Raw genomic sequence first — 18,567 nt, 5'->3', positions numbered from 1 at the left:
TAAGATTAGATTTTCAAGTCGTCCCAACACCAAATCGTTTTATGAGAATCAGAGCTATTTAAATAATGAATAAACGCAACTTAATTTAGAGTAAAAAATAAGCATTTTTGTTTTTTTATTTTCAAAACATTGGATATATGACTTTAGTATCCTCAATATAAAAATGCCAAAATGGGCGAGGCTCCCGAGGGTCAACCTCTGGGAACGCAAGCTCATATTGGCATTTATAAAAATATAGTATAAATGAAAAGTGATAACTCAAATTCTATCCGTTGTGATGTTTATACAACCAAAGCACGCCTGATTTCAAGATGGAAGCCAAACGTCCTGTGACTGTTGTGTCCATCAAATAAGCGAAACCTTTCTTTTCACCTAGAGAACCTAAGAAGCCTTGAATTTTAATTTCAGGCATTTTTTCAGGTAAACTTTTACCTTTCCACAATGTAGTTAACACCATCGCGATTTGGTCTGCTTGTTCTTCAGCGAGTTGTGCGCTCGGTGCATGTGGCAAGTTCGCACAGTCCCCGACAACATATACATTAGGATACGTTGGGATTTGGTGATATTGGTTCACCATGACGCGATGACTACGACTTAAGTCGACTGGAAGATTACGCACGATTTCGACAGGTTGAATACCTGCAGTCCAGACGATGAGGTCGTGTTCATTTTTTGTTTCTTTATTATAAAGTATACCTGGTTCAACTTTGACGATATCAGAATTAGGCACGACTGTGACATCGTGTTGATCGAACCATTTTTTAACATAATTACTTAATTTTTCAGGGAATTGATTTAAAATACGCTCACCGCGATCGTATAAGTAGATTTTCAAATCGCTGCGGCTTTCACGTAATGCACTCGCAAGTTCGATACCGCTTAAACCAGCACCGACAATACCGACTGTTGCATGAGTAGGAAGATCAGAAATATCGTGGTAAGTTTTACGAGCGTCATGTAAAGTTTGAATGCTGTACGTATGTTCTTTAGCACCCGGGACATTGTGGTATTTATCTTCGCAGCCTAGACCGATCACTAATTCATCGTAATCGACTTTTGTTTGACCTACAGAAATGATTTGATTGTCTAAATCGATATCTGTAATTTCTCCGTATACTGTGTGGGTTCTGTCATGTTGTGGGAAATTAACACGTACCTCTTTATCAGATTTAGAGCCAGCAGCTAATGCATAAAATTCTGTTTTAAGCCCATGGTAAGGCATCCGATCGATTAACGTTATATTATAATCATTTGGAAGCGCGTCTGGTAAAATTTTAGACATAATGCGCATGTTACCATAACCGCCGCCCAGCAATACTAAATTCTTCATTTTGATACCCCTCTTTAGTGATGTATATTCCGATATCTATTTCAGCAATGGACTCCCCACAAAACGAAATAGGTACCGTTCATGTTATTGATAATAGCTCTGAACTTAATTATATCCCTTTTTCGAAAGCCACACAAACAAAGGAAAACACATGCTTTCAAAATTTTTCATAAACCAATTTTTTCAATCAAACCCACGCGCATGATAAAGCGTTAACATGAGCCGTCACATAGATGTCCGTTCTAAAATTTGTTATACTGATAACATTAAAACATAGAAGAGGGTGTAAAATGAATCCGATTGTCGAGTTTTGTATTTCTAATATGGCGAGAGGTTCAGAAGTTGTTTACCAAACTTTAGAAAATGATCCGGGAGTGGACGTTCTAGATTATGGTTGCCTTCAAAACTGTGGAATTTGTTCGTCGGGGCTTTACGCACTTGTGAATGGAGATATAGTCGAAGGTGATACGCCAGACGATTTATTGCAAAATATTTATAAGCATATAGAAGAAACGTGGATTTTTTAAGGAGGCTAAAACATGGCGGTAGTCAATTTGACAGAAGCAGCAGCATATGAAGTGAAAGATATGTTGAAACAAAATGATATGGCAGATGGTTATTTAAAAGTGAAAGTAAACGGTGGGGGTTGTACAGGTTTAACGTACGGCATGACTGCTGAAGCTGAACCAGGTGAAAACGATGAAGTACTTGAATTTTTCGGTTTAAAAGTACTTGTAGATAAAGAAGACGCGCCGATTTTAAATGGCACAACAATTGACTTCAAACAATCTCTTATGGGTGGCGGTTTCCAAATCGATAATCCGAACGCGATTGCCTCATGTGGTTGTGGTAGCTCATTCAGAACAGCGCAGGCAGCAGGTTCACCAGAAAGTTGTTAATGGGGTGAATGGAGGACGATATCCTTTTTAATACGGTTTTTGTCACGCTTAAAAAGACTGAAATGTAACATATGAGATCAACCACACAGTTATATTGAATATCCGAGACTTTTCGTCATGTCGAATCGTCTCGGTTTTCTTCGTATGACAGGGATGCATTCAAACGAGGTCAAGTAGGTGTCATAGCATGAGTCAAGCGCACTTATGATAATTTGACTCGTCACAATCCATTAAAAAATAGAAAAGTAAGAAGGATTGAAAAAGCGAGCGACAAAAATAATGAAAATCTGTTGAAAACTTATAGGGTATTAACTTGAATTCAATAATAAAAAACTATACACTTATTAATGACAACATTTTACAATTTTGTGTACTGTGAAAATTGAGAGGGTATACAGTATTATTGGAAATTGATTATATTTACGAAAGAATAGGTGAATGCAAATGGCAGAACGTAAAAAAGTACTTGTTTTAGGTGCTGGTTATGCGGGCTTACAAACTGTTACAAAACTTCAAAAAAAATTATCAGAACAAGACGCACAGATTACTTTAATCAACAAAAATGACTATCACTATGAAGCAACTTGGTTACATGAAGCTTCAGCAGGTACATTGAGTTATGAGGATGTTTTATATCCAATCGAAAACGTGTTGAAAAAACATGTTGATTTCGTTCGTGCGGAAGTGACAAAAATCGACCGCAATGCGAAAAAAGTTGAAACAACACGTGGTATTTTCGAATATGACATTTTAGTTGTTGCTTTAGGCTTTGAGTCAGAAACATTTGGTATTGAAGGTATGAAAGAACATGCTTTCCAAATCGAAAATGTCAATACTGCGCGTCAAATTTCTCGCCATCTTGAAGATAAATTTGCAAATTATGCTGCATCAAAAACAAAAGACGACAAAGACTTAGCGATTCTTGTAGGCGGAGCAGGATTCACTGGAATTGAATTTTTAGGTGAATTAACAGACCGTATTCCTGAACTTGCTAACAAATATGGTGTAGAACAAAGCAAAGTAAAAGTGACTTGTGTAGAAGCTGCGCCAAAAATGTTACCAATGTTCTCTGATGAGCTTGTCAGCCATGCAGTTAGCTATTTAGAACAACGTGGTGTAGAGTTCAAAGTCGGCACACCTATCGTTGCAGCAAATGAAAAAGGTTTCGTTGTTAAAATTAATGACGAAGCGCAACAATTAGAAGCGAACACAGTGATTTGGGCTGCAGGTGTTCGTGGTAGCCAATTAATGGAAAAATCATTCGAAGGTGTTAAACGTGGACGTATTGTAACGAAACAAGATTTAACAATCGAGGGTTACGATGACATCTTCGTAATTGGTGACGTATCTGCATTCATTCCTGAAGGTGGCGACCGTCCATTACCAACAACAGCACAAATCGCAATGCAACAAGGTGAAAAAACAGCTTCTAACATTGTGAACATCTTAAAAGGTGCACCAACAGAAAACTTCAAATATATCGATCGTGGTACAGTATGTTCATTAGGTCGTCATGACGGTGTCGGTATCGTTTATGGCCGTGAAATTATTGGTAAAAAAGCAGCATTCATGAAACGTGTGATTGATACACGTGCCATCTTTAAAATTGGTGGTTTAGGTTTAGCTTACAAAAAAGGTAAATTTTAAGCATCAATCGACCCTGCTTTGATTCGACAATATTAAAATCCGTAGTCTCACTCAGTAAGGTTTTGAAATAATGCATTGACGATGAAACGACATGATTTTCATCTGTCCAATGCTTGATTAGAGAAAAAGATTTTAAGCATACGGTACACATATACAGTGCAACAAAATGTATATGATAACTGCAGGGAGTGGAAAAAGGGATCTAAATGTCATATTTAGGTTGCTCTTCCACTCCTTTTTTACATATTGAAAAGGAGTGAAAGCTATGTCTTCACAGCAAACAGAAACAGCAGCTGCGATCATTGCGGGTGTTCCAAAACATTTAAATCAATATTTCGATGTCGTGAAACAGGATACGGCGTTTATAGAAGCCTTAACGGAATTAAAAGCACATGATATCATCAGTTCAAAAGTAGGTGATATCGCGTCCACTGCAGTTACAATAGAAGGCCAAATGCATCGTTTAATTACGGTAGGTCTCGGTAATCTAAATCAATTGAAAGCACAAGATTATTTGAAAATATGGGGCAAATTATTCCAATATTTACAACAAGGTGCGATTGCTAAAATTAATTTAAAAGTGAATACGTTTTTAGCCAAATCACTTGAATCAGAAACGATATTTAATTTGATGGGTCTTCAAAGTGAACAAGCGATTTATCAATTTGATGATTATAAATTTGACAAAAAAGCACCGTTCCATCTTAAAATGGTATTGGATTGTGACCAAGTGTCAGACTATACAGCGTCAATTGAAGCGGGACAAAAGTTAGGTCGAGCAATTAACCGTGCGCGTGATTTAAGTAATACACCGCCAAATATTATGACGCCTGCTTATTTGGCTGAAACGGTTGAACAGTATTTTAAAGATACATCAGTTAAAGTCCATATTAAAGACGAATATGCGATTGAACAAGAAGGATTCGGATTAGTCCAAGCTGTCGGTAAAGGGTCTGTGCATCCTCCGCGCATGATTACATTAGAATATCAAGGGGATTCAGAGCATGAAGACCAAGTGATTGCATTAGTCGGTAAAGGAATTACGTATGATTCAGGTGGTTATTCAATCAAATCTAAAAATGGCATGCCGTCAATGAAATTTGATATGAGTGGTGCGGCCAACGTCATTGGTATGGTTGAAGCGATCCGAGCATTGAAACTTAAAGTTAATATTGTAGCGGTCATTGCGGCAGCAGAAAATATGATTGCGAATAATGCGATGAAGCCGGATGATGTATTTACAGCGCTCAGTGGTGAAACAGTAGAAGTGCCGAATACCGATGCAGAAGGACGTTTAGTGTTGGCTGATGCGACGTTTTACGCGAACCAATACAAGCCTGAGGTGATCATGGACTTCGCAACACTGACAGGAGCAGCAGTTGTTGCATTAGGTGAAGATAAAGCAGCTGTATTCCAACATCGTGTACAGCCAGAAGTGTTGAATCAAATCTTTCAAACTTCTCAAATTTATGAAGAACCTGTCTTTGAACTACCGATTACAGATACAGAACGTAAAAATATTAAAGCATCTGATGTGGCGGATTTAACGAACCATGTCAATGCGCACGGTAAGGCTTTATTTGCGGCGGCATTTATTACGCATTTCAGTGGCCAAACACCGCATCTTCATTTCGATATTGCAGGACCAGCGACAATCAATAAAGCGACACATAAAGGTCCAAAAGGTCCAACAGGCTTTATGATTTCTACAATTGTGACATGGTTGAAAAATCAATATGGTATAAATCAGTAAAAGAATTGGGAGTGCGCCATGAATTTGTGCCACTCCCGCTTCATTTTTGACGTGGTCATCATTGACGAATGGCGTGACAACTGTTACTATTATACCCATATGCTTTAGCTCGATAATGAATTAAAGGAGATAGAGAAAATGAATGCTGTGTTAATAGCGGTCGTCATCATGATAGTGCTCTGTTTATGTCGGCTCAACGTTGTCATTAGTTTATTTATTAGTGCACTGATCGGCGGATGGATTGCAGGTCTGCCATTTGATAAAACGATTACAACTTTTACAGAAAATATTGTTGATGGGGCAGAAGTTGCGCTCAGTTATGCTTTACTAGGTGGCTTTGCTGCACTCATTTCATACAGTGGGATTACAGATTATCTCGTACGTAAAGTGATTTTATCTATTCGTGCAGAAGAGACAAAAGTTTCAAGAATTAAAGTGAAAGTACTCATTATTGTGAGCTTACTATTACTGAGCATCATGAGTCAAAACGTGATTCCAGTGCATATCGCTTTTATTCCAATAGTGATTCCACCTTTATTAAGTTTATTTAATGAATTGAAAATTGATCGCCGCTTGATTGCGATGATTATTGGTTTCGGTCTATGTTTTCCGTATGTCTTATTACCATTTGGCTTCGGTCACATTTTCCATGAGATTATTCAAAAAGGATTTGAAAAGGCACATCATCCGATTGCATTTAATATGATTTGGAAAGCAATGCTCATTCCAGCATCGGGTTATATCATCGGACTCATTATCGCAATGTTTTATTATCGTAAACCGAGAATGTATCGGGAAACAGCAGCTCAAGAAGAAGAAGTAGCTGTGGACTTAAAACCTTCTGTCATTATTGTTACGATTGTCGCGATTTTGGCTACATTTCTCGTTCAAATGTTCTCAGATTCAATGATTTTCGGTGCATTGGCAGGGGTGCTCGTCTTTTTCATTTCTGGTATTTATTCTTGGCGCAAACTGGACGACCAATTTGTGGATGGCATTAAAATTATGGCTTACATCGGTGTCGTTATTTTAACTGCGAACGGTTTTGCAGGTGTGATGAATGCGACAGGTGATATTGAAAAGTTAGTGACAGGTTTAACTGCGATTTCAGGAGATAATTTATTGGTGAGTATTGTACTCATGTATCTCATTGGTTTAGTCGTTACTTTAGGGATTGGTTCTTCATTTGCGACGATTCCAATTTTAGCCACGCTCTTTATACCGTTTGGTGAAGCGATGGGAATGAGTACAATGGCATTGATCGCATTAATCGGTACAGCGAGCGCACTTGGAGATTCAGGTTCTCCAGCGAGCGATTCGACATTAGGGCCAACAGCAGGGCTCAACGTAGACGGTCAGCACGATCATATTCGCGATACGTGTATTCCGAACTTTGTCTTTTATAACATTCCATTAATTATTATGGGAACGATTGCGGCACTCGTATTATAATATTAGAAAAAGAGGAGTGACCCTCATGACAAATTTAATCGAGTTATTAGAAATGAAAGTCGAAGCACAGGAGGACGGTTATTTAAAAATGTCCATGCCTGTGACGGATAAAGTCAAACAGCCATTTGGTTATTTACATGGCGGTGCATCACTCGCATTAGGTGAAACTGCATGTTCGTTAGGATCGGCCCATTTATTAGACACTTCGACGCATATTCCTTTAGGGTTGGAAATGAATGCGAACCATATCAGCTCAGTCCGTGAAGGTGTTGTCTATGCAGAAGCACGCATTCTTCATCAAGGAAGTACAACGCATGTGTGGGACATTCATATTAAAAATGAAGCAGGGCAGTTGATTTCAGTCATGCGTGGCACCATTGCGATTAAACAATTGAAGAAGTAATTTGAGAGAAGGAGATAGGACATAAAAATTTTTGATATTATTGATGCAGTATTTTGTTTAACTTGCCTTTTCCTATGATTTGTGGCTTTTGATTGCCCTCATGGCTTCGCGTTTCCTAGGGGCTGAACCTTCAATTCGGCTTGATTGCAGTGTACACTGGAAGGAAGTCGAATTGGATTTTGGGCGCAGTACAGAAATTTCGTGTGCAACAAAGATTTCGTCGTACTGCCCCCGCAAGGCTGACTAGATTTCTCAAAAGTACAAGCATTGAGAAGTCAGACAGCTACTGCGTTAAATAGTAGCCACTATCAAAATTAAAAGATATTATTTTGTTTTCAACTTTATCTCTCAGGAGCCTCAACCTTCAGGACAATCTTACATCAAATGCAAGAAATTGAAGGCAAGTTTATGAAATCAACAAAAACAATAGCATCAATTTTTATGTCCTATCCCTCCTCTAATTGCAAATAAATCATTAATCCATGAGTATTAAAGGCTGAGAAAGCTTTATCTCTAGCCCTTTTGTCTGTAAAGGTAAGGCAGTTACAATAAAAATATAACGTGAACAAAAAAACGGCCGGGAAAGTACGCCCAGCCGTTTTTGTATTGAATATAAACGAACGAAATGCATTCTATAATTTTGTATCTTTCATATCTTCTTTAATCTCATCAAGCTTCAATCGTTTAGAAGCGGGTGTCTTAAGGTTATACGCTGCTTTCAATACGAGATGACTCGCTAAAGGACCTGTAATAAATACAAAGACAATCCCGATAATCAATTGAAAGTTGACGTAGCCTTCTTTACCGATAAAATAGATAAAAGTCCCAGTTAATAACAACATTGCGCCAAGTGTTGAAGCTTTACCTGCAGCATGCGCACGAGAGTACACATCATCGAGACGTATCATTCCAATGGCTGCGAGGGCACTAAATAAAGCACCGACGATAACGAGAATCAAACCGATACTAATCGCGATCGTTTCTGTCATGTTCAATCACCTGACCTTTATCCATAAATTTGGCGAACACGGCTGTACCCAAAAAGGCTAGAATCCCAATTAAGAGAATCGCCACGATCATATAGTGTGTGCCTAAAATAATTGAGAACAATCCGATGACCGCCATTAACTGAATACCAATCGCATCTAATGCCACGACACGATCTGGCAATGTAGGACCAAGAATCACACGGACAAGCATTGCTAAAATCGATAAAACGACGATGACTAAGGCAATAATGATAAAAATATCATAGTTCATTACGATTCACCCACCTCTCTCACTGCTTTTTCAAGAGAGCCTTTAATACCAGCGACTTCTTCTTCTTTTGTCGAGAAGTTTAAACAGTGAATATATAAACGCTTCATATCATCATTGACACCGATTACGACAGTACCGGGTGTTAATGTGATTAAATTCGATAATAATGCGACTTGCCAAGGGTGCTCTAAGTCTGTTTCATAAACGAAAAAAGCAGATTCATTTTTAATGCGTGGTTGAAGGATAATGCGCAATACATCAATATTCGCTTTGATGAGTTCGAGTAAAAAGACAAATACGAGTTTAACGACTTTGTATAACGTAATCACGTAAAAGCGTCCAGGTAATAGTTTGCGCATTAAAAATACAAGTAATAAAGCGAAAAGATATCCTAAGACAAAAGCGTTCATCGTATAACTGTCAGAGACGAACAGCCAAAATAACGCTAAAAATAAATTAATGACGATTTGTATTGCCATATTACTGCACCCCCAATACGCTATGAATATACGTGTCTGGTTGATAGAATGACTTCGCAGCTTCTGCAACGATTGGATACAGTTGACCCGCTGTAAGACCAAAGACCACCGAAATAACGACTGCTAAAACACTCACTGCTAATAAACCGCGGTGATGTAAGCGTGGGTTGTACACATAGCCGTAACTTTTACCAAAGAAACCACGTAAAAAGATGTTGATGACTGAATAAAGTACAACAAGACTTGAAAGGAGTACGATAATTCCTGTCGCATAGAAGCCTTCTTCAAATGCGGCTTGCACGATGTAAAGTTTGCCATAAAAACCACTTAATGGCGGAATCCCAGCTAAACTTAATGCAGCAATGAAAAATGTCCAACCTAATAATGGATAGTGATAAATCAGACCACCAAATTTACGTAAGTCCGTTGTTTTCGTAATTTTAAACATAATCCCAATCAGGAAAAATAGTGCGGCTTTAATTAACATATCGTGAAGGGTGTAGTAAATCGCACCGACCATGCCTGATTCGTTCATTAAGCCCACACCGACTAAAATGACGCCGACCGCAATCATAATGTTGTATAAAATAATGCGCTTCGTATCACGGAAACCAACCGCACCGACTGAACCAAAAATAATGGTTAACAATGCGAGTGCTAAAATCGTGTAATGCGAGAAAGTCAATGTATCATGGAAAAATAAGCTCATGACACGTGCAATCGCATAAACGCCGACTTTTGTAAGTAGGGCACCGAAAAACGCGATAATGGCAAATGGTGGCGCATAGTAAGCACCCGGTAACCATACATACATTGGGAAGGCCCCGGCTTTTGTCGCAAATACAAAGATGAATAGAATAAATGCGACACTTAATAGTCCTGGATGATCCTCTGAAAGTGTATTTAACTTTAGACTAATGTCCGCCAAGTTCAATGTGCCGACGATAGAGTATAGTATGCCGACTGCCATGACAAAAAAGGCAGAAGAAACAACGTTCACTAACAAGTATTTGACGCTTTCTTGAAGTTGAATTTTAGTTCCACCAATAACCATTAAGCCATATGATGACATTAAAAATACTTCGAAAAAGACGAATAAGTTAAAGATATCGCCTGTAATAAAAGCACCGTTAATCCCCGTGAGCATCATCATCACTGTGAAGTAGTAATAATATGTTTCACGGTGTAGGCCAATCGACTGGTACGAAAATAAAATAATTAGTAACGTAATAATAATACTTGTTGTCACGAGGAGGGCACTAAATAAATCTAGTACGAAAACGATACTATAAGGTGCCTCCCATGATCCCAATCTTAAAACAATCGGATGACCGCTTTGCCATACGTTGACTAAATTCCATATCGAAAACGCTAACGTGACAAGTGTCCCAGTTAATGCGATGTAACGTTTAATAAAAGGTCGGAGTCCACTGACAATTAACAGAATCGCTGTAATAATTGGGACAACTAACACCATAACGATCAAGTTTTCATTCATCATCTTCTTGTGGCACCCCTTTCATTCTTTCTACGTTGTCTGTTCCTAATTCTTTATAACTTCTGAAAGCGAGTACTAAGAAAAAGGCAGTAACCGCAAATGAAATAACAATCGCTGTTAAAATTAATGCTTGTGGGATTGGGTCCACATAATCAGTAACGCCTTTTTCATAAATAGGGACGTTCCCGTTTTTAAGCCCACCCATTGTTAAAATAAATAAGTTTGCAGCGTGTGATAATAATGTTGTACCGATAATAATTCTGATCAAACTTTTAGAAAGAATGAGGTACACACTGATGGAAGTTAACAAGCCACAAACGACGATTAAAACAATTTCCATTACTCATTCTCTCCAATCGTTAGAATAATTGTAAGTACTGTGCCAATAACGACAAAAAGGACGCCGGTATCGAAAATCACAGCTGTATGCACATGCATCGGTTGTAGCAATGGCAACGGAATATCCACAGACGTATGTGTGAAAAAGTTCTTACCGTATGTCCAACTGAGCATAGGTGCACCTACACAAAACGTTAAGCCTACAGCAATTAATTTTTTGAAATCCCACGGGAAAACTTTACGCAATGTTTTAACGTCAAATGCCACTGCAATAATGACGAGCGCACTTGAGACGAGTAAACCACCGATAAAGCCGCCACCTGGTGTATAATGTCCAGCTAAGAAAAGTGAGAAGCCGAACATCATAATTAAGAAAAAGATAATTAATGATGAATACTGCGCAATTAAATCATTTTTCTGTCTGTTCAATCTTCTCAACCCTTTCATAACCGTTTTTATGTTTCGCACGTAATTTAATTAATGTGTAAATCCCCATACCTGCGATGCCGAGTACTGATGATTCGAACAATGTATCGGTACCACGGAAGTCGACAAGTATAACGTTGACCATGTTTTTACCTTCAGCTAAGTCATAAACATGTGCTTTGTAGAATTCACTAATGGATTCGAAGTGACGGTTGCCGTATGCGATTAAACCTAACACAATCACGACTGCGCCGACCCCGATAGAAATGATCGCATTAACGACACGATAGCGTACAGATTCGTTGTAACGACTCATATTAGGCAAGTGATAGAAACAAAGTAAGAACAATGCCGTTGAAATCGTTTCTACAACGAATTGTGTTAAGGCAAGGTCAGGCGCATTAAAGAAAATAAAGAAAATCGCCATAGAGTAACCAACAGCACTTAACATGATAATGCTGAACAATCGTGAACGCGCAAAAATAATCATAATCGCCGCAATCGTAATCGTAATCACTGAGACAAATTCATAAAGTCTGATAGGCGATACCTTCATAAAGTCAACTGTGAAAGGTACGAAAATGAGTGTCACAAAAGTAAGGACAATCATCATGAAAAAGATAATGACTAAATTGTTGCGATTAAATCCTGTCATATAAGTACGCGTAATTTGTGTCGCGTAGTACGGTGTATAACGTCCTGTTTGGTTATACCAATGATTTAAGGTCATCGCGTTAGGAATACCTCTCAATATGGGTACCCAACGTTTTGCCGTTAGTATAAGTATGGCACCGACAGCATAAATAACTAAAGTTGCGATAAATGCTGGTGTGAAGCCGTGCCATAAATGGAATGACGCACTCACTTCATTTGTGTTCGTAATCGATTTGACTGCAGGTTCAACGAGTGGTGCAGATACAATACTAGGGAATAATCCAATCGAAATGACTAAAACGGCTAAAATCGTTGGTGAAATATTCATCAGTATTGAAGCTTCATGTGCTTTGTTCGGTAGTGCGTCAGGTTTGTGATCACCTAAGAAAATTTCCACAATAAATTTAAATGAATACACAAATGTGAAAATACTACCGACAATCGCGATGATAGGAATTAACAAACCGACTGTATTTAAACTAAAGACAGAGGCATGTGTCACTTCTATCATAGATTCGATAAAGGCTTCCTTAGATAAGAAACCGTTAAATGGTGGTACCCCAGCCATACTTAATGACGTAATGATAGATAAAGTGAATGAAATCGGCATCATCGTCATTAAGCCACCGAGTTTACGAATATCACGCGTTCCCGTCGCATGGTCCACGGCACCTGTAATCATAAACAGTGCACCTTTAAATGTTGCGTGGTTGATGAGATGGAAAATAGCTGCACTGTATGCGGCAAGGTATAACTGACTTTCATCCCCTTGGAAATGATAGCTCACTGCACCAATGCCGAGCATCGACATGATCATCCCAAGTTGAGATACAGTTGAAAATGCTAAAATCCCTTTAAGATCTAGTTGCTTCGTCGCATTAAGCGAGCCCCAGAAAAGCGTCACGAGACCAAAAGCGGTTACAGCCCAAATCCAACCTTGTGACACTGCAAAAATCGGTGTTAAACGGGCAATGAGATAAATACCTGCTTTAACCATTGTTGCTGAATGAAGATACGCACTGACCGGTGTCGGCGCTTCCATCGCATCAGGTAACCAAATGTAAAACGGAAATTGTGCAGATTTTGTCATTGCACCAATAATCACAAAAATCATGGCGAGTAGAAAAATCGGTGACGTTTGAATTTGGTCAACGTTTTCGATAATATCACGAATACGCCACGTGCCTGAAGCGAGGTAAAGTAAGATGAAACCACCTAGTAGTGATAAACCACCAAAAACGGTAATCATCATTGACTTCATTGCACCATAAAGTGACTTGTCTTTGTGTCGCCAAAAAGAAATCAATAAGAAACTTGAAAATGATGTTAACTCCCAGAAAAAATAAAGGACGAGTAAATTATCAGAAAGGACGACGCCGAGCATCGCACTCATAAACATTAACAAGTAACAATAAAAATGGCCGAGTTGTTCTGATTGGCTTAAATAACTAATTGAATATAGTACAACAAGACTCCCAATGCCTGTAATCAGTAAACTAAAAAGTAAACCTAGACCATCGACATAAACGTCAAAGTTCATCCCAATTTGTGGCATCCAAGCAGCAGACTGTTCTGTAAATTGCCCGGACATTGTTGGTTTAATATAAGATAAAAAATAAGCAAACAATACGACCGGTATCGGCAAAACAAACCAACCGAGATGGATGCGTTTGTAATAGTGATACAATATCGGAATGAGTATTGCGAATATTAACGGCAATAGTACCGCCATATGTAACCAACTCATAAATTGCCCTCCTTTAAAAACTACGATATATCTATTATACATGATTGTGAAACGTCTGAAAAACATGGCTACACATAGATGCGTCTAGATTTCAATCACTTTTAAATAAGAAGAAACACGTCGATATTATGAAAAATTTGTTTTATATTGGCGTGCATAATCTTCTTTAAGTTGTGCCAAACAATTTAAGGATGCATGCGCAAAAGGGGTATCCGATTCTTGTAATTGATTTTCAAGTGTTGTGATTGCACGTTGTAAAGTCACTGTATAGTCTTCAATGTCACCTTCGAATGGTTTTAAACGACTTGGAGACGTATATCTTTTTTCATATAGGCTTAACGCTTTTCGTTCATGGAAAAAGACACCTTCAACTTCATTTGGATTGTGGAGGTCGCCTTGTTTCGGGTGTTTAATCACTTGTAGCACTTTGACTAATACGTGATCCCCATTTTCTTCTACGACCTCTACAGCATAGACGCCAGTTTTATGTGCAAAACGATAAAGCATGTCAATACCATCCTCTCTCAAATATGTTAAAATAGTTATATACAACAGTTTATCACGAATGGAGTATTAAAAAATGACTAACTATCCACAATTAACGAAAGAAATTCAAGAAAATGAAATTAAAGTGATTATGCATACGAATAAAGGGGACATGACATTAAAGTTATTCCCTGAGATTGCGCCTAAGACAGTTCAAAACTTTGTCGAGCTTTCTAAAAAAGGTTACTACGATGGGATTACGTTCCACCGTGTAATCAATGATTTTATGATTCAAGGTGGCGACCCAACTGGTACAGGTATGGGTGGCGAAAGTATTTACGGTGGCCCATTTGAAGATGAGTTTTCAATGAATGCTTTTAACTTATACGGTGCGTTATCAATGGCGAATGCAGGTCCAGGTACGAATGGTTCACAATTTTTCATCGTTCAAATGAAAGAGGTTCCGGCACAAATGGTAGACCAACTTGTTGATGGAGGCTGGCCAAAAGAAATCGCTGAAGCATACAAAGAAAAAGGCGGTACACCTTGGTTAGATCAAAAACATACAGTATTCGGTCAATTGATTGAAGGTGAAGACACGTTAGAAGATATCGCAAGTGTTAAGGTCGGTGCACAAGACAAACCAATGTACGATGTTGTCATTGAATCGATTGACATTGAAGAATAATCAATGAATGGAGGTCATTACGTGGCAAATCATGATTTGAATATTCGATTGTATCAATATTTAGCGGATTGGAATCCTATGCAATTTGATGACCCAACAATGGGAGACGCAGAAGTTTACGAAATGATGGATGCAGTACATCAAATAGGCGAGGCAGAAGCCGTTGCACAAGCGTTTCAACAGATTTATCAATTTTCTTTTGATGAAATGTTGCCATATGACGTTTGCTTGGTGAAAGCGACAGAAGCGGTCAACATGCAAGCGGAATGCAGTATTTCTTAATAAATAGTGAAGTCGGTAAAAATCGAGAGTGGTTTTTATCGGCTTTTTCTTTTTAGGGCAAATCGTGTCTAAAGAAAGTAATTCAATTTAACGAGTCAAATAGTGTACTTTTTAATTTTGTGGGTAAAAGAGTCTTAATTGACGGAAGATTCTGTCATATCCAAACGATAGGGGGAATTGTCATGCCGAAAAAGTTATTGAGTATTGATTTGAATAAGAAAATGGATGAACAAGCACATCCAGGACACAATCGTTGGCACCCAGATATTCCAGCAGCGTTTTCAGTCGAACCTGGAGAGTCATTTCGCATGGAATGTTTAGACTGGACAGATGGACAAATTTCAAACAATGATGACCCGAGTGACATTAAACATGTGAATCTTAATCGTGTCCATGTTTTAAGTGGACCTGTATATGTGAACGGTGTCGAGCCAGGCGATTTATTAGTCGTCGATATTTTAGATGTCGGTGCCTTTCCAGAACATGAATGGGGATTTAACGGTATTTTTGACAAGACAAATGGCGGAAGTTTTTTAGTCGATCATTATCCGAATGCACAGAAATCGATTTGGGACTTTCATGGTATTTTTGCATCAAGTCGACACGTACCCGGTGTTGAATTTGCAGGTGTGATTCATCCGGGGTTAATCGGTGTCGCTCCATCACATGACATGTTGGCAGAGTGGAATAGAAGAGAACAGGCACTCGTCGACACGGATCCGAATCGTGAACCACCACTAGCAAACCTACCGACTGAAGATGCGGTCGTACTCGGCACATTAAAAGGAAAAGCGTTCGATCGTGTTGCCCAAGAGGGAGCACGTACAGTACCGCCACGTGAAAATGGTGGCAATTGTGACATTAAAAATTTATCGAAAGGTTCAAAAATATATTTTCCGGTGTACGTTGAAGGGGCTAAATTGTCAGTAGGTGACTTGCATTTTTCACAAGGGGACGGTGAAATTACTTTTTGTGGTGGTATTGAAATGCCGGGATGGATTGATTTGAGAGTGAATGTGATTAAGGGAGGCATGGAAAAGTATCAAATTAAGAAAAATCCAGCGTTTAACCCAAGTCCAGTGTTGCCAAACTACTCGGACTATATTGTGTTTGAAGGCATTTCGGTCAATGAATTTTCAGGAAAGCAAACCTATTTAGATGCCAACACAGCTTATCGCAATGCATGTTTGAATGCGATAGAATTTTTAAAAACACGGGGCTTTACAGGTGAGCAAGCTTACATGTTACTCGGCTCAGCACCTGTGCAAGGGACTGTTGCAGGCATTGTTGACGTTCCGAACGCATGTTGTACGATCGCCATACCACGAGAAATTTTCAAACCAGGCATCATGCCAAAGAAGGATGAATTCTAATGCCAAATTATTCTTATACGTGTACGAACTGTGGTACGTTTACGATTCGGCAACGCATTTCAGAGCGACATGAAACTGCACCATGTCCGTCGTGTCAGCAAATCGCTAAACGTGAATTTGTCCCATTTCAAACGTACAAAATGGATGGTCGTGTTAAACAACGTATCGAAAAAGGCCAACAACCACGTCTTGTTAAAAAAGAAGACTTGCCTAAAAAGCCACCGCGAGCACCACAAGTTACACGACCATGGATGGCAGGTCATTAAAACAATCGAAAATAACACAAAAAAAGAGACGGGGAACCATTCCTCGTCTCCACTATATTAAAAGATGAGATTACATTTTAACAACGTTTGCTGCTTGAGCACCACGTTCGCCTTCAACGATATCGAAGTCAACATTTTGACCTTCTTCTAATGATTTGTAGCCATCTCCAACGATTGCTGAGAAATGTACAAATACATCGTCGCCGTTTTCTCTTTCAATAAAGCCAAAACCTTTTTCTGCGTTAAACCATTTTACTGTACCGTTATTCATATAGAATACCTCCACGTGCTTTTGCACAAATATTTGCAATAAATTCATTGATTAAAAAAGAGGATATTCTAAACAAATACACTACATTTAAATTCAAGTTCTTTTATTACGATATCCTAACTATACGCCTTAGTTTGAATAAAGTAAAGCATTATTATTTTTGATTCCTCGAAAATGGCGGCATAAAACACCTTTGAAGTCGGGCGCACGTAAGCATGAAAAAATTTAAAAAAAGTTGAAAATAAATGCTTTTGTCAATAGGATCCACATGGTTTTGTTTATGATTTGCAACAAAGGGATAACAGGATGAAAAAATTAGTAAGCATGCAATATCGCATGGACAATGGGAATCACACGAGTATATTTAAATTAAGGATATAGAGAAATTTTTGTGAGTCACTCTTTTCTGAATCGATATCAGAATATTCTAAAATAAGTTTAAGTATAGCATATAGTCGATAGCAAGAGAGTGCACTTTTGAATGATACAGACGCACTGATTGATTTGATTCGGATGAGTGAGAGGTCATACATTTGAAGACATTTCACATTAACTAAAAAGGGATGAAACAAATGAACATTTTAATTGGAATTTTATTGTCACTATTTATTTTTGTCACAGGCGTTCTCTTTATGAAATTTAACAACACATTTTGGAACAATCCATTGTTGCTCATTTTTAAAAATAGAGCCTATGTGAATCAAATTACAGGAAAATCGTTAATAATTTTAAGTCTTGTGTACTTCGTCATTGCTATCCTATATCACTGGACGGTTTCAAATTTAGCTGTATTGTACGGAGTTTTAATCCTCCTTGATTTCATTGTCGTAGGTTTTATGATTCATACTAAAAATAGAAAAAACATTAAAGTTCAATAAGTTTAATTGTAAACTGGCTACTGACTCAAGGTGCTTAAAGTCGGTAAATAAGGGATTTTAAGTGCTTTTTAATTGATGGTATTTTTGTAAGGGCTTAAAAACTGAACACAACTCATCAATTGGTAACGGAGTGATTGATTAAAAATAAAATGTGCCATTCCTAGAAATCACAATTTATTCAACTGTTTTTTAGAATAGGGAGATAGTTCAAGTGACTAGATAAAAAGAGGCTGACGTTCAAAAAAACGGATAAGGCGTTAATAACGATTGGAGGAAATATCCAAGCATTCCATTTTTATTTGAGTTTTACTTTTAAGAATAAGAGTTGCTCAACTTAAGATTGCAAACCGCAGTCCGAGATGTTTGAAGGGCAGCCCCTAAGAACGCGAAGGCTCAGCTCTAGCAATTTAGACGTATCACCGAACTCTGTATATAT

General features: G+C 38.2%; 21 protein-coding genes. 11 read left to right on the top strand and 10 right to left on the bottom strand.

All coding sequences use genetic code 11. The annotated features are described in order from the left end of the window. Positions 1-265: 265 nt before the first annotated feature. The gene (locus GZH82_RS10610) at positions 266-1,330 is read right to left on the bottom strand and encodes an NAD(P)/FAD-dependent oxidoreductase (protein WP_162682453.1); all 1,065 of its coding nucleotides are present in this window, start codon (positions 1,328-1,330) and stop codon (positions 266-268) included. A gap of 290 nt (positions 1,331-1,620) precedes the next feature. Between GZH82_RS10610 and GZH82_RS10605 the strand changes: the two genes are divergently transcribed. The 6 genes from GZH82_RS10605 (at position 1,621) to GZH82_RS10580 (ending at position 7,484) form a co-directional block, all read left to right on the top strand. Continuing rightward, positions 1,621-1,857 (top strand): YuzB family protein, encoded by a 237-nt coding sequence (locus tag GZH82_RS10605; protein ID WP_019166985.1) that lies wholly within the window; start codon positions 1,621-1,623, stop codon positions 1,855-1,857. 12 nt (positions 1,858-1,869) lie between these two features. Then, positions 1,870-2,229 carry a HesB/IscA family protein gene (locus GZH82_RS10600; protein WP_014614425.1) on the top strand — a complete coding sequence of 120 codons (360 nt, stop codon included), beginning with the start codon at positions 1,870-1,872 and terminating at the stop codon, positions 2,227-2,229. 444 nt (positions 2,230-2,673) lie between these two features. Beyond that, on the top strand, positions 2,674-3,876 hold the full coding sequence (locus tag GZH82_RS10595; protein ID WP_162682452.1) for an NAD(P)/FAD-dependent oxidoreductase: 1,203 nt from the start codon (positions 2,674-2,676) through the stop codon (positions 3,874-3,876). Between the two features lie 265 nt (positions 3,877-4,141). Beyond that, the gene (locus tag GZH82_RS10590) at positions 4,142-5,629 is read left to right on the top strand and encodes a leucyl aminopeptidase family protein (protein ID WP_162682451.1); all 1,488 of its coding nucleotides are present in this window, start codon (positions 4,142-4,144) and stop codon (positions 5,627-5,629) included. A gap of 138 nt (positions 5,630-5,767) precedes the next feature. Next, the gene (locus GZH82_RS10585) at positions 5,768-7,081 is read left to right on the top strand and encodes a Na+/H+ antiporter family protein (RefSeq protein WP_162682450.1); all 1,314 of its coding nucleotides are present in this window, start codon (positions 5,768-5,770) and stop codon (positions 7,079-7,081) included. Between the two features lie 25 nt (positions 7,082-7,106). Then, positions 7,107-7,484 carry a PaaI family thioesterase gene (locus GZH82_RS10580; RefSeq protein WP_162682449.1) on the top strand — a complete coding sequence of 126 codons (378 nt, stop codon included), beginning with the start codon at positions 7,107-7,109 and terminating at the stop codon, positions 7,482-7,484. A gap of 632 nt (positions 7,485-8,116) precedes the next feature. Here GZH82_RS10580 and GZH82_RS10575 read toward each other — a convergent pair. The 8 genes from GZH82_RS10575 to GZH82_RS10540 form a co-directional block, all read right to left on the bottom strand. After that, the gene (locus GZH82_RS10575; protein WP_162682448.1) at positions 8,117-8,473 is read right to left on the bottom strand and encodes a Na+/H+ antiporter subunit G1; all 357 of its coding nucleotides are present in this window, start codon (positions 8,471-8,473) and stop codon (positions 8,117-8,119) included. Next, positions 8,451-8,744, bottom strand: a complete 294-nt coding sequence (locus tag GZH82_RS10570; RefSeq protein WP_162682447.1) for a Na(+)/H(+) antiporter subunit F1 — start codon at positions 8,742-8,744, stop codon at positions 8,451-8,453. The genes GZH82_RS10575 and GZH82_RS10570 overlap by 23 nt, the downstream gene beginning before the upstream one ends. After that, positions 8,744-9,223 carry a Na+/H+ antiporter subunit E gene (locus GZH82_RS10565; RefSeq protein ID WP_162682446.1) on the bottom strand — a complete coding sequence of 160 codons (480 nt, stop codon included), beginning with the start codon at positions 9,221-9,223 and terminating at the stop codon, positions 8,744-8,746. The genes GZH82_RS10570 and GZH82_RS10565 overlap by 1 nt, the downstream gene beginning before the upstream one ends. Before the next feature lies 1 nt (position 9,224). Further along, a complete protein-coding gene (locus GZH82_RS10560) occupies positions 9,225-10,724 on the bottom strand; it encodes a Na+/H+ antiporter subunit D (RefSeq protein ID WP_162682445.1) in 1,500 nt (499 codons plus the stop codon). Continuing rightward, positions 10,714-11,061 (bottom strand): Na+/H+ antiporter Mnh1 subunit C, encoded by a 348-nt coding sequence (gene mnhC1 / locus GZH82_RS10555; RefSeq protein WP_162682444.1) that lies wholly within the window; start codon positions 11,059-11,061, stop codon positions 10,714-10,716. The genes GZH82_RS10560 and mnhC1 overlap by 11 nt, the downstream gene beginning before the upstream one ends. Then, positions 11,061-11,507, bottom strand: a complete 447-nt coding sequence (locus GZH82_RS10550) for a Na(+)/H(+) antiporter subunit B (RefSeq protein WP_019166976.1) — start codon at positions 11,505-11,507, stop codon at positions 11,061-11,063. Before GZH82_RS10550 ends, mnhC1 begins: the two co-directional genes overlap by 1 nt. Further along, complete coding sequence (locus tag GZH82_RS10545) at positions 11,470-13,887, bottom strand: Na+/H+ antiporter subunit A (protein WP_162682443.1); 2,418 nt, start codon at positions 13,885-13,887, stop codon at positions 11,470-11,472. The genes GZH82_RS10550 and GZH82_RS10545 overlap by 38 nt, the downstream gene beginning before the upstream one ends. Before the next feature lie 126 nt (positions 13,888-14,013). Then, the gene (locus tag GZH82_RS10540) at positions 14,014-14,394 is read right to left on the bottom strand and encodes a kinase-associated lipoprotein B (protein ID WP_162682442.1); all 381 of its coding nucleotides are present in this window, start codon (positions 14,392-14,394) and stop codon (positions 14,014-14,016) included. A 73-nt stretch (positions 14,395-14,467) separates the two neighbouring features. Here GZH82_RS10540 and GZH82_RS10535 point away from each other — a divergent pair, with 73 nt between their 5' ends. The 4 genes from GZH82_RS10535 (at position 14,468) to GZH82_RS10520 (ending at position 16,982) form a co-directional block, all read left to right on the top strand. After that, entirely contained in the window at positions 14,468-15,061 is a 594-nt protein-coding gene (locus tag GZH82_RS10535) for a peptidylprolyl isomerase (RefSeq protein WP_014614412.1), read from the top strand. 21 nt (positions 15,062-15,082) lie between these two features. Continuing rightward, positions 15,083-15,343, top strand: coding sequence for a DUF1871 family protein (locus tag GZH82_RS10530; RefSeq protein WP_162682441.1), 261 nt, complete (start codon positions 15,083-15,085; stop codon positions 15,341-15,343). A gap of 182 nt (positions 15,344-15,525) precedes the next feature. Beyond that, positions 15,526-16,716, top strand: a complete 1,191-nt coding sequence (gene fmdA, locus GZH82_RS10525; protein ID WP_162682440.1) for a formamidase — start codon at positions 15,526-15,528, stop codon at positions 16,714-16,716. After that, positions 16,716-16,982: an FmdB family zinc ribbon protein gene (locus GZH82_RS10520; protein ID WP_162682439.1), complete on the top strand. Its 267-nt coding sequence runs from the start codon at positions 16,716-16,718 to the stop codon at positions 16,980-16,982. Before fmdA ends, GZH82_RS10520 begins: the two co-directional genes overlap by 1 nt. 70 nt (positions 16,983-17,052) lie before the next feature. Here GZH82_RS10520 and GZH82_RS10515 read toward each other — a convergent pair whose 3' ends face one another. Beyond that, positions 17,053-17,253: a cold-shock protein gene (locus tag GZH82_RS10515; protein WP_014614408.1), complete on the bottom strand. Its 201-nt coding sequence runs from the start codon at positions 17,251-17,253 to the stop codon at positions 17,053-17,055. 572 nt (positions 17,254-17,825) lie between these two features. Here GZH82_RS10515 and GZH82_RS10510 point away from each other — a divergent pair. Further along, positions 17,826-18,131 carry a hypothetical protein gene (locus GZH82_RS10510; RefSeq protein WP_162682438.1) on the top strand — a complete coding sequence of 102 codons (306 nt, stop codon included), beginning with the start codon at positions 17,826-17,828 and terminating at the stop codon, positions 18,129-18,131. Positions 18,132-18,567: the final 436 nt, after the last annotated feature.

This window comes from Staphylococcus sp. MI 10-1553 (assembly GCF_010365305.1).
Taxonomy (GTDB): Bacteria; Bacillota; Bacilli; order Staphylococcales; family Staphylococcaceae; genus Staphylococcus.
This window is presented reverse-complemented; position numbering and strand designations above follow the sequence as displayed.

Bases quoted from the DNA above. Each gene is read 5' to 3' on its own strand.
- GZH82_RS10570 (WP_162682447.1), bottom strand. From the start codon at position 8,744: ATGAACTATGATATTTTTATCATTATTGCCTTAGTCATCGTCGTTTTA.
- GZH82_RS10610 (WP_162682453.1), bottom strand. From the start codon at position 1,330: ATGAAGAATTTAGTATTGCTGGGCGGCGGTTATGGTAACATGCGCATT.
- GZH82_RS10515 (WP_014614408.1), bottom strand. From the start codon at position 17,253: ATGAATAACGGTACAGTAAAATGGTTTAACGCAGAAAAAGGTTTTGGC.
- GZH82_RS10560 (WP_162682445.1), bottom strand. From the start codon at position 10,724: ATGATGAATGAAAACTTGATCGTTATGGTGTTAGTTGTCCCAATTATT.
- fmdA (WP_162682440.1), top strand. From the start codon at position 15,526: ATGCCGAAAAAGTTATTGAGTATTGATTTGAATAAGAAAATGGATGAA.
- mnhC1 (WP_162682444.1), bottom strand. From the start codon at position 11,061: ATGGAAATTGTTTTAATCGTCGTTTGTGGCTTGTTAACTTCCATCAGT.
- GZH82_RS10545 (WP_162682443.1), bottom strand. From the start codon at position 13,887: ATGAGTTGGTTACATATGGCGGTACTATTGCCGTTAATATTCGCAATA.
- GZH82_RS10565 (WP_162682446.1), bottom strand. From the start codon at position 9,223: ATGGCAATACAAATCGTCATTAATTTATTTTTAGCGTTATTTTGGCTG.
- GZH82_RS10520 (WP_162682439.1), top strand. From the start codon at position 16,716: ATGCCAAATTATTCTTATACGTGTACGAACTGTGGTACGTTTACGATT.
- GZH82_RS10600 (WP_014614425.1), top strand. From the start codon at position 1,870: ATGGCGGTAGTCAATTTGACAGAAGCAGCAGCATATGAAGTGAAAGAT.
- GZH82_RS10590 (WP_162682451.1), top strand. From the start codon at position 4,142: ATGTCTTCACAGCAAACAGAAACAGCAGCTGCGATCATTGCGGGTGTT.
- GZH82_RS10575 (WP_162682448.1), bottom strand. From the start codon at position 8,473: ATGACAGAAACGATCGCGATTAGTATCGGTTTGATTCTCGTTATCGTC.
- GZH82_RS10540 (WP_162682442.1), bottom strand. From the start codon at position 14,394: ATGCTTTATCGTTTTGCACATAAAACTGGCGTCTATGCTGTAGAGGTC.
- GZH82_RS10595 (WP_162682452.1), top strand. From the start codon at position 2,674: ATGGCAGAACGTAAAAAAGTACTTGTTTTAGGTGCTGGTTATGCGGGC.
- GZH82_RS10535 (WP_014614412.1), top strand. From the start codon at position 14,468: ATGACTAACTATCCACAATTAACGAAAGAAATTCAAGAAAATGAAATT.
- GZH82_RS10510 (WP_162682438.1), top strand. From the start codon at position 17,826: ATGAACATTTTAATTGGAATTTTATTGTCACTATTTATTTTTGTCACA.
- GZH82_RS10585 (WP_162682450.1), top strand. From the start codon at position 5,768: ATGAATGCTGTGTTAATAGCGGTCGTCATCATGATAGTGCTCTGTTTA.
- GZH82_RS10550 (WP_019166976.1), bottom strand. From the start codon at position 11,507: ATGAAAGGGTTGAGAAGATTGAACAGACAGAAAAATGATTTAATTGCG.
- GZH82_RS10580 (WP_162682449.1), top strand. From the start codon at position 7,107: ATGACAAATTTAATCGAGTTATTAGAAATGAAAGTCGAAGCACAGGAG.
- GZH82_RS10605 (WP_019166985.1), top strand. From the start codon at position 1,621: ATGAATCCGATTGTCGAGTTTTGTATTTCTAATATGGCGAGAGGTTCA.